Source organism: uncultured Pseudacidovorax sp. (genome assembly GCF_913773995.1).
In the GTDB taxonomy this organism is placed as follows: Bacteria; Pseudomonadota; Gammaproteobacteria; order Burkholderiales; family Burkholderiaceae_C; genus Xenophilus.
The window spans coordinates 1-10,571 of sequence record NZ_CAJYES010000023.1 but is presented as its reverse complement, the minus strand read 5'-3'; the positions used below and the strand labels follow the sequence as shown (position 1 = coordinate 10,571).

The following is a 10,571-nucleotide window of genomic DNA, read 5'->3' as shown; positions in this document are numbered from 1 at the left end:
GGTGGGGCTCTATGCCTCGATCTACACCGGCACGCGCATGAACTTCGTCGAGAACCCCGACACCGTGCCCGAGAACGTGCGCGAGATCACGCCCACCGTGTTCGCGGGCGTGCCGCGCATGTGGGAGAAGTTCTATTCGGCCGTCACCATCGCGGTGAAGGAGGCCGGCCCCGTGCAGCAGGCGCTGTACCGCTGGGCCATCGCCCAGGGCGTGGCCGTGGCCGACCGCGTGCTCGCCGGACAGCCGGTGAGTGCTTGGTTGAAGCTGCGCTACCGGCTCGCGGGCCTGGCGGCGCTGGACAACGTGCGCCGCTTCATCGGCATCCAGCGCTGCCGCTTCATGGCCACCGGCGCGGCGCCCATCTCGCCGGAGCTGATCCGCTGGTACCTGGCGCTGGGCATTCCCATGCTCGAGGCCTGGGGCCAGACGGAGTCCTGCGGCATCTCGACCAGCATGCCACCTGGGGGCATCCGCCTGGGCACCATCGGCGCGGCCAGCCCGTACAACGAGGTGCGGCTCGACCCGGCCACGGGCGAGCTGCTGGTGCGCGGGCCCAACGTGTTCATGGGCTATCTCAACCTGCCCGAGAAGACGGCCGAGACCATCGACGCCGACGGCTGGCTGCACACGGGCGACGTGGGCACGGTGGATGCGCAGGGCTACTTCCGCATCACCGACCGCATGAAGGACATCATCATCACGGCCGGCGGCAAGAACGTGACGCCCAGCGAGTGGGAGAACGAACTCAAGTTCAGCCCCTACGTGACCGACGCGGTGGTGATCGGCGACCGCCGCGCCTACCTCACGGCCATCGTGATGATCGAACAGGAGAACGTGGAGAAGTACGCGCAGGACCACGACATCCCCTTCTCCAACTACGCCAGCCTGACGCGCGCCCCCGAGATCCAGGCGCTGATCCAGGCGGAGATCGACAAGGCCAACCGCAAGTTCGCCCGCGTCGAGCAGATCAAGCGCTTCTTCCTGCTGGACACGCAACTGTCGGCCGAGGACGAGGAGCTGACGCCCACCATGAAGCTCAAGCGCAGCTTCGTGCAGAAGAAGTACGCCGAGCAGATCGAGGCGATGTACCGCTGAGGCGGGCTGCATCGCCGCAGGTGCGGGGCAGTGCGCCGCGTGCTTTGTGCCACCTGTCGAGGAGACCGTCATGACATCCATCCGTCATTCCCTGCACACCGCCGCGCGGGCCTTGCTGTCCGGACTGCTCGGCGGCCTGCTGCTGGCGGCCGGGCATGCCCATGCGCAGCAGCCGGTGCGCGGCATCACGAAGGACGAGATCCTGATCGGCAGCCTGCAGGACCTCTCCGGCCCCGCTGCGGGCCCGGGCAAGGAGATCCGCAACGGCATGCAGATGCGGCTGGACGAGGCCAATGCCCAGGGCGGCATCCACGGCCGCAAGCTGCGCCTGGTGATCGAGGACCACGGCTACGACCCCAAGCGCGCCGTGCTGGGCGCGCAGAAGCTCATCGACCGCGACCACGTCTTCATGATGGTGGGCCAGTTCGGCTCGGCCACCATGCTGGCCACGCTGCCGCTGCTGGAGCGTGCCGGCATGGTCAACTTCTTTCCGCTGTCATCGGCGCGCCAGGCCTTCGAGCCCGCCTCGCCGCTGAAGTACGCCTTCCATCCGGCCGACTACGACCAGATCCGCCATGCGCTGCCCGGCCTGATGCAGGCGCGCGGGCTCAAGCGCATCTGCGCCATCTACCAGGACGACGAGCTGGGCCTGGAGATCACCCGCGGTGCCGAGGCTGCGCTGCAGGCGCAGGGCCTGCAGTGGACCGAGAAGATGGGCTTCAAGCGGGGCTCCACCGACTTCTCGTCGCAGGTGGCGCGCGCCAAGGCCGCCGACTGCGACGGCGTGGTGCTGGCCACGGTGGTGCGCGAGACCGTCGGCGTGATGACCGAAGCCCGCAAGCTGGGCTTCAAGCCGGTGTTCGTCGGCACGTCTTCGGCCTATTCGTCGGCGATCCCGCGACTGGGCGGCGAGGCGGTGGAGGGCCTCTACGCCACCATGCTGGTGGAGGAGCCCTACCTCGATTCGCCGAACGGGCCGCTGCGCGAATGGGCCGCCCGCTACAAGGCCCGCTTCGCGGACGACCCGACGGTGTTCTCGGGCTACGGTTACTTCATCCTCGACAGCTTCGTGCGTGGCGTGCAGGCGGCGGGGCCGGCGCTGACGCCGGCCAGCTTCGGCCAGGCGATGGACGCCCTGCGCATCCCGCCTTCGCTCTTCGGCACGCCGGAGATGCGCTTCGGCCTGCAGCGGCGGCTGGGCAACGACGTGGCGCGGATCTCGCAGATCCAGGGTGGCCGCTGGGTGCTGCTGAAGAACTGACCCGGATGAGCGCCGCCACCGTCATCGCCGATGCGCCGCAGGCCCCGGACCTGAGCGACGCGGCCATCGCCGCGGGCCTGGCGCGTCACCTGCGCGACGCGCTCCGCTGCGCGGTGCGGGTCGAGGCCCTGCGCCGCTTCGCCGGTGGCATGTCCTGGATCACGGCCGCCTTCACCCTGCGCGCGACGGGCCATGCGCTGGACGGCCGGCGCTTCATCGTCAAGGTCGGCTCGCCGGCCGGGTTGATGGCGCCGTACTCGGCGCTGCCCCAGGCCCGCGTGCTGCAGGCCCTGGCCGATTCCGGCGTGCCGGTACCGGCGCTGCGCTGGCATTCGGACGACCCGGCCATCCTGGCCGCGCCCTTCCTGGTCACCGACTGCGTGGCGGGCGAGGAGCTCAACCCCTTCACGCGCGACTACGGCATCGCCGACGCGGCGGTGCTGGCCCCGCTGGGGGTAGAGCTGGCGCAGATGCTGGCGCGGCTGCACCGCTTCGACTGGCAGGCCGCCGGCATCGCCACCCTGCAGGGCGAAGATGCGGCGCAGACGCCCGGCATCGCGCAGGTTCAGTTCTGGCAGGCCCGCGTGCGGCGCTGGAGCCGGCGGCCTCAGCCGCTCATGGCCCATGCGGCCCATTGGCTGCAGGCCCGGGCGCCGCGCGTGGCGCGGCCGGTGGTGGTGCATGGCGACTACCGCGTGGGCAACTTCCTCAGCGTTGGCCCGCGCATCACGGCCATGCTCGACTGGGAGATGACGCACCTGGGCGATCCGCACGAGGACCTCGCCTGGGTGATGCTGCCCGACATGCGCCTGGCGGGCCTGATCGACCACGAGGCCTTCATCGCGCAGTACGAGGCCGCCGGTGGCCTTCGCGTGGACCGGCAGGCGCTGGCTTACTGGCAGGTGTTCTCGCTCTACAAGATGGTGGCCATCAACCTCGGTGGCGAATCGGGCTTCCTCTCGGGTGGGCAGGACCTGCGCCTGGTCTGTCTGGCGCACAACAACCCGAGCTTCCTGCTGCGTCTGGCGCAGGCGATGGAGAAAGCGGCATGAACGCACGCATCACCGCAGCCGATGGCGCCTTCGACGGAGCCGGCGCCGGGCGAGCGGCGCAGCCGGCCCTGTGCGAGACCCCCCAGATGATCCTTGCCGCCATGGCCGCCACGGTGGAGGACCAGCTGATGCCGCGGCTCACCGATGCCCCGGCGCGGGCCGCCGCCGCCAGCCTGCTGCAGGTGATCGCGCAGCTGGGCGCCACCGTGGCCTGGGACCCGGCGCCCCTGGCCGCCCGGCTGGCCGCGCGGCAGGCGCTGCTGGCACAGCCGCCCGTGGCGGATGCGCCGGGCGTGCCGCGCCCCATGCCCGCCGCCACCGATGCCGTGGCGCTGGAGCAGGCCATCCATGCCTGCGATGCCTGGGCCGAAGCCCAGGTGCCGCCCGGCGCGCAACCCGTGCCACCCGACCTCGACGCCTGGCTGCTCGCCTATGGCCGCGCGGCCGCCGAGGCCGACCTGCGATTCATGGCGCCCACCCACCTCGGCCGGCTCACGCGCAAGCGCGCGCCGGCCCCTTCCGCCGCACCGGCAGGCCCCCGACCATGATCACGCCCCAGGACGACTTCTTCGGCCACCAGACGGCCGCGCCGCTGCACGAGCCGGCCGCAGACGACAGCGGCATGACGGTGTTCACCGAACGCTTCTGGTACACCGGCCAGGTGGTGCCCGAGGGCCGGCTGGCCTTCAACGTCGGCATGGGCCGCTACCCGGGCCGCGGCATCGTCGATGGCTACGCGGGCGTGTCGATGGACGGCCGCCAGTTCGACTACCAGGTCTCGCGCCATGCGGGCGACCGGCCGCTGGACCCGGAGGCCGGCGCCTTGCGCATCGAGGTTCAGGCCGGCTTCGACCGCCATCGCCTGGTGGTGGCGCCCAACGCGTCGGGCGTGGCGATGGACCTGCTGTTCCATGGCCGCATGGTGCCCAACGAGGAAGGGCGCGAGCTGATCCGCAAGGACGGCGTGCTGTATTCCGACGTCAACCGCTTCGTGCAGCTGGGCCGCTACGAGGGATGGATCGAATTCGACGGCCGTCGCCACGCCGTGGACGCCGACACCTGCTGGGGCGCGCGCGACCGCTCCTGGGGCCGCCGGCTGGAACTGCGCACCGAAGCCGGCGACGCCGCACCTTCGCGCTTTCCGCCTATGTTCTATGCCTTCGCCTGCCTGCAGTTCGAGGACGAGGCGCTTCACTTCTTCCTCAAGGAAAAGGCGCCGGGCCAGGTGCGCTTCCTGGGCGGCTCGCGCAGCGGCCGGCGCGGGCAGGACGGGGCGCCGGTGCCCATCGTCGGCGTCACGCACGCGCTCGACTGGGACGCCTCGGCGCCCAGCCAGGTCGTCACCGGCGGCCGCCTGACGCTGGCCTTCGCCGACGGCTCGACGCGGGCCCTGAGCCTGCGCGCCCTGCCGGGTCGCTACTTCCTCAAGGGCGGCCTGTACGGCGGCCTGGATGGCTGGAACCACGGCGACGACAAGGGAGCGCTGCATGAAGGTGCGCGCCGGTGGGACTTCGCGGACCCGGCCGACCGCGCGCTGCTGCGCAGCCTGGCCGACCAGGTGCTGGAGGTCCGCGACGGTGCACGCAGCGGCTACGGCGCGCTGCAGTGCGGCCTCTCGCCCGGCTACGGCCGCTACGACGAGGTGGCGCACCTGCCGCCCATGTGAGCACACATGCCGCCCGGCCGATCGATCCGCCACCCCAGGAGACATCCATGAAGACGACGACCAAGACCGCATCCCTGCGCGGCGCCCTGATGGCCCTGGTGCTGGGCGCCGCCGCCACGCTGGCCGGTGCCCAGGCGCGCGGTGTGGGTCCGCATGAGCTGCGCATCGGCACACTGCTGGACCTCTCCGGCGCGCTGGCCAGCGCCGGCAAGGATGCGCGCGACGGCATGCAGATGCGCGTCGACGAGATCAATGCCCAGGGTGGCATCGGCGGCCGCAAGCTGCGCCTGCTGGTGGAAGACCACGGCTACGACCCCAAGCGGGCCGTGCTGGGTGCGCAGAAGCTGATCGAGCGCGACGGCGTCTTCGCCATCGTGGGCCAGTTGGGCACGGCGCCCATGATGGCATCGGCCGGTCTGCTGCGGCAGACGCAGACGCTCAACTTCATGCCGCTCACCGCCACGGCGCTGACCTACGAGCCGCCGCAGCCGCTGACCTTCGCCTACCTGCCGTCGTACGTGGACCAGCTCTCCAAGGGCTTGCCCGCCTTCCTGCGCCAGAGCGGCGCGCGCGCCGTCTGCACGGTCTACCAGGACGACGAATTCGGCCAGGAGATCCTGCGTGGCGCAGAGGCCGGGCTCAAGGCCGCCGGCCGCACGCTGGCCGAGCGCACCAGCTACAAGCGCGGCGCGACGGACTTTTCTTCGCAGGTGGCCCGCCTGGCGGCCGCGGGCTGCGACGGCGTGGTGCTCGGCACCGTGATCCGCGAGACCGTGGGCGTGATGACCGAGGCCCGCAAGATCGGCTTCCGCCCCGCCTTCCTGGCCACCGTGTCGGCCTACTCGGCCACCGTGCCGCGGCTGGGTGGCGAGGCGGTGGAGGGTCTGTACGCCAGCGTCGTCATCGACGAGCCCTATGCCGACAGCGGCCCCGCCCCCGTGCGCGCCTGGGCCCAGCGCTACAAGGCCGCCTTCGACGAGGAGCCCAGCGTCTTCTCGGCCCAGGGCTATTTCGTCATCGACAGCTTCGCCGCCGCGGCGCGCGCCGCCGGCCCCGCGCTGGACACCGCCAGCCTGGTCAAGACGCTGGAGACGCAGCCCCTGCCCGCCACCCTCTTCGGCACGCCGGAGATCCGCTATGCCCCGGGCCGACGCCTGGGCATCGACGCCGTCCGCCTGGCCCGCATCCGCGACGGCCGATGGGTGTCGGCGGACTGACCGTCCTTTCCCTTCCACTTCCAAGGAGCGAACCATGAGCACCGAGCTGCAAAGCACCGAACACCTGCTGGACGTGACCGAGCGCCTCACGCGCTGCTGGGACCAGCGCGACATCGAAGGCACGCTGAACTACTACACCGAGGACGTGCAGTACAGCGAGCCCGGCGCCGGCGTGCGCATCGACGGCCGTGACCGGCTGCGCAACTACCTGCACAGCTACTTCAAGGCGTGGGACTCGCGCTGGACCATCTACGAGCACCATCGCCTGGAAGGCCAGAACGGCCTGGTCGTGTTCTGGGACATGGAAGTCTGGCGCCCGGGCTCGACCGACCGCGTCATGACCAAGGGCATGGACCTGGTGATGGTGCGCGGCGACCAGATCTCGCGCGACACGGTGTACTTCGACCGCATGCAGCTGAAGTCGCTGCTGGCCGCGGCCTGAGCGGCGACCTGCAGCGCACCGCCGAGCGTCGCGCTGCAGGTCGGGATCGCGCGCCCCCACGCTCGTCGGATACGACGATACCGGCCGCCCTCGCGCGCCCTATGGTTCGGGCACGACAACATGCCGGCAGCGCACCGACCGGCCAGCCACTGACGGAGACAACCCCATGCGCATTTCGAGACGCCTTCATTCCTTCATCGGCGGCCTGGCCCTGGCCGCCTGCGGCCTGGCCGCCGCCCAGACCCAGGGCGTGACCAAGGACGAGATCATCGTCGGCACCCTGCAGGACCTGTCGGGCCCGCTGGCCGGCTACGGCAAGGATCTGCGCAACGGCATGCAGATGCGCATCGCCGAAGCCAACGACAAGGGGGGCGTGCAGGGCCGCAAGCTGCGCCTGCTGGTCGAGGACTCGGGCTACGACCCCAAGCGCGCCGTGCTGGCGACGCAGAAGCTGGTGAACCAGGACCGCATCTTCGTCATGGCCGGCTCGCTGGGCACCGGCGTCAACAACGCCGCGCTGCCGGTGCTGGCGTCGAAGAACGTCGTGAACTTCTTCCCGGCCGCGCTGTCGCGTGACATGTACGAGCCGGTGAGCAAGCTCAAGTTCGCCTTCCTCTCGTCCTACTATGACCAGATCGCGCCGGCGGCGGCGCGGCTCTACCGCGAGAAGAAGGCGGCCAGGCCCTGCATCATCTACCAGGACGACGAATACGGCCTGGAGATCCTGCGTGGCACCGAGGCCGGGCTCAAGACCGTGGGCGCCGAGTTGGCCGAGAAGACCAGCTTCAAGCGCGGCGCCACCGACTTCTCGTCGCAGGTGGCACGCATGAAGGCCGCGGGTTGCGACTTCGTGGTCACCGGCACGCTGATCCGCGAGACCGTGGGCACGCTCAACGAGGCGCGCCGCATCGACTTCAATCCCACCTTCCTGGGCGCTTTCGGCACCTACACCGACCTCATCCACAAGCTGGGCGGCAAGCCGATGGACGGCTTCTATTCCACGATGACGGTGCAGCATCCGTACGAGGACAGCGTGTCGGACGCGCTCAAGCCCTGGCTCACGGCCTACCGCGGTCGCTTCAACGAGGCACCCAGCGCCTATTCGATCTACGGCTACGTGATCGCCGACCGCCTGGTGCAGGCCCTGGACAAGGCCGGCGCCCAGCCCGACACCGACAGCCTGGCGCGCGCCGTGGAGGCGCTGAAGACACCGGCCGACATGTTCGGCGTGCCCGAGCTGTCCTTCGCGCCCGACCGCCATCTGGGCTCCAACAAGGCCCGGCTGTCGCAGATCCAGGACGGCCGCTGGAAGGTGGTGCTGGACTACGACCAGATGGCGCGCTGAGCTGCCGGCCCGCTTCGCCCTGCATCGACACGGAGACATGGCCATGCCGCTTCCTTCCATCCTGGACCGCTCTGTGCGCACGATGGCGCTGTTGGGCGCCGGCCTGCTCGCCGCGCTCGCCCAGGCCCAGACGCCGCCCCAGGGCGTGACGCCCAACGAGGTGCTGCTGGGCACCATCGCCGACCTCTCCGGCCCGGTGGCGCCCTATGGCCGCGACGTGCGCAACGGCCTGCAGATGGCCATCGCCGAGATCAACGCGCGCGGCGGCATCCACGGCCGCCAGCTGCGCCTGCTGGTCGAGGACCACGGCTACGACCCCAAGCGATCGGTGCTGGCCGCGCAGAAGCTGGTGAACCAGGACAAGGTCTTCGCCATCGTCGGCAGCTTCGGCACGCCGCATTCGCTGGCGGCCATGCAGGTAATGTTCCCGAAGGGCGTGTTCAGTCTGTTTCCGATGGCGCTGGCGCGCGAGACCTACGAGCCGCTGAACCCGCTCAAGTTCGCCATGCTGCCGGCCTCCTTCGACCAGATCGCGCCGGTGGTGCCGGGGCTGTACCGCGAACGCAAGGCCACGCGGGCCTGCGTGCTCTACCAGGACGACGACTTCGGCCACGAGGTGCTCAGCGGCACCGAGGCGGGCCTCAAGACCGTGGGCGCCACGCTCGTCGAACGGGCCAGCTACAAGCGCGGCGCCACCGATTTCTCCTCGCAGGTGGCGCGGCTGAAGGCGGCCAACTGCGACTTCGTGGTGCTGGGCACCATCATCCGCGAGACGGTGGGCGTGATCGCCGAGGCGCGCAAGCTGGGCTTCTCGCCGACCTTCCTCATCTCGTCCACCGGCTATTCGGAGCTGATCCCGCGCCTGGGTGGCAAGGACATGGATGGCCTCTATGCGGTGCACACGGCGGCCTTTCCGTATCTGGACGATGCCTCTGCGCCCGTGGCCGACTGGGCCCGGCGCTACCAGGCGCAGTTCCAGTCGGTGCCCACCATCTTTTCCGTGTACGGCTACACCAAGATCAACCTGATCGCCAGGGCGCTCGAACGCGCCGGGCCGCAGCTCACGACCGAGGGCTTCACGCGTGCGATGGAGGGCGTGGACGTGCCCGGTGACATCTTCGGCAACCCACCGATGCGCTTCTCGGCCGCGCAGCACCTGGGCTCCAGCCGCTCGCGACTGTCGCAGCTGCAGAACGGCCGCTGGAAGGTGGTGCTCGACTATGACCAGTTCCGCTAAGGCCATGCAGCCGGTGCACGTCGTCGGCGTGGGCATGCTGCCCTTCGCCAAGCCCGGCGCCAGCGAGGCCTACGACGTCATGGGGGCGCGCGCCGCGCGGGCCGCGCTGGACGACGCCGGTGTCGACTACCAGTCGGTGCAGCAGGTGATGGCCGGCTATGTCTACGGCGACTCCTGCTGCGGCCAGGCGGTGTCGTACCGGCTGGGGCTCACCGGCGTGCCGGTCTTCAACGTCAACAACAACTGCGCGACCGGCTCCACGGCCCTGTTCCTGGCCCGGCAGGCGGTGGCCAGCGGCGCCGCCGACTGCGTGCTGGCGGTGGGCTTCGAGCAGATGGGCCGCGGCGCCATCGCCGCGCAGTGGTCCGACCGGCCCGACCCGTCGCAGCGCCTGCTGGACGCGCTGGACCAGGTGCAGGGCCGCGACCCGCAGGCGCCCATCGCGGCGCAGCTCTTCGGCGGCGCGGGCCGCATGCACATGCAGCTCTACGGGACCCGTGCCGACACCTTCGGTCGCATCGCGGTCAAGGCCCGCGCGCATGCGGCGCACAACCCGCTGGCGCTGTTCCGTACCCCGCTCACGCTGGACGAGGTCATGGCCTCGCCCATGGTCTTCGATCCGCTCACGCGGCTGCAATGCTGCCCGCCCACCTGCGGCGCGGCAGCTGCCGTGCTGTGTTCGGCCGCCTTCGCCCGCCGCCATGGCCTGGACATGCGGGTGCGCATCGCGGGCCAGGGCATGGCGACCGACGGCAACAGCAGCTTCGACGAGCAGGACCTGCGCAAGCTGGTGGGCTACGACATGGCACGCCGCGCCGCCCGCATGGCCTACGAGGAGGCCGGCGTCGGGCCGGAGGACATACCGGTGGTGGAGCTGCACGACTGCTTCACCGCCAACGAGCTGATCAGCTACGAGGCCCTGGGCCTGTGCCGCGAGGGGGAGGCCGAGGGCTTCGTGCTCGATGGGCAGAACACCCATGGCGGGCGCGTGGTGGTCAATCCCTCGGGCGGCCTGCTTTCCAAGGGCCATCCGCTGGGCGCCACCGGCCTCGCACAGTGCGCCGAGCTGACCTGGCAGCTTCGCGACGAGGCCGGCGGCCGGCAGGTGCCGGGTGCCCGCCATGCGCTGCAGCACAACCTGGGCCTGGGCGGCGCCTGCGTGGTCACGGTGTACGAACTCGGTTGAACCCTGTGCGCACCGGCGCGCATCGCCGGTCGTATTCCAGTCCCATGAGACTGCTAATCGCCGATGCCG

General features: G+C 70.6%; 10 protein-coding genes. All 10 read left to right on the top strand.

The genetic code is table 11. The annotated features are described in order from the left end of the window. Positions 1 to 1,096: AMP-binding protein (locus QZ772_RS02250; protein ID WP_295522611.1), on the top strand; the 1,096-nt coding region annotated here is incomplete at its 5' end. Positions 1,097 to 1,166: 70 nt separating this feature from the next. After that, entirely contained in the window at positions 1,167 to 2,357 is a 1,191-nt protein-coding gene (locus tag QZ772_RS02245; protein ID WP_295522609.1) for an ABC transporter substrate-binding protein, read from the top strand. Positions 2,358 to 2,362: 5 nt separating this feature from the next. Beyond that, positions 2,363 to 3,409, top strand: coding sequence for a phosphotransferase family protein (locus tag QZ772_RS02240; RefSeq protein WP_295522607.1), 1,047 nt, complete (start codon positions 2,363 to 2,365; stop codon positions 3,407 to 3,409). After that, positions 3,406 to 3,957, top strand: a complete 552-nt coding sequence (locus QZ772_RS02235; RefSeq protein ID WP_295522605.1) for a hypothetical protein — start codon at positions 3,406 to 3,408, stop codon at positions 3,955 to 3,957. Before QZ772_RS02240 ends, QZ772_RS02235 begins: the two co-directional genes overlap by 4 nt. Beyond that, positions 3,954 to 5,075 (top strand): hypothetical protein, encoded by a 1,122-nt coding sequence (locus QZ772_RS02230; protein ID WP_295522602.1) that lies wholly within the window; start codon positions 3,954 to 3,956, stop codon positions 5,073 to 5,075. The genes QZ772_RS02235 and QZ772_RS02230 overlap by 4 nt, the downstream gene beginning before the upstream one ends. Before the next feature lie 47 nt (positions 5,076 to 5,122). After that, positions 5,123 to 6,292, top strand: coding sequence for an ABC transporter substrate-binding protein (locus tag QZ772_RS02225; protein ID WP_295522601.1), 1,170 nt, complete (start codon positions 5,123 to 5,125; stop codon positions 6,290 to 6,292). A gap of 34 nt (positions 6,293 to 6,326) precedes the next feature. Then, positions 6,327 to 6,734: a nuclear transport factor 2 family protein gene (locus QZ772_RS02220; RefSeq protein WP_295522596.1), complete on the top strand. Its 408-nt coding sequence runs from the start codon at positions 6,327 to 6,329 to the stop codon at positions 6,732 to 6,734. Between the two features lie 166 nt (positions 6,735 to 6,900). Then, a complete protein-coding gene (locus QZ772_RS02215; protein WP_295522595.1) occupies positions 6,901 to 8,079 on the top strand; it encodes an ABC transporter substrate-binding protein in 1,179 nt (392 codons plus the stop codon). A 43-nt stretch (positions 8,080 to 8,122) separates the two neighbouring features. Further along, positions 8,123 to 9,316, top strand: coding sequence for an ABC transporter substrate-binding protein (locus QZ772_RS02210; RefSeq protein WP_295522593.1), 1,194 nt, complete (start codon positions 8,123 to 8,125; stop codon positions 9,314 to 9,316). Beyond that, entirely contained in the window at positions 9,300 to 10,502 is a 1,203-nt protein-coding gene (locus QZ772_RS02205; RefSeq protein ID WP_295522591.1) for a lipid-transfer protein, read from the top strand. Before QZ772_RS02210 ends, QZ772_RS02205 begins: the two co-directional genes overlap by 17 nt. Positions 10,503 to 10,571: the final 69 nt, after the last annotated feature.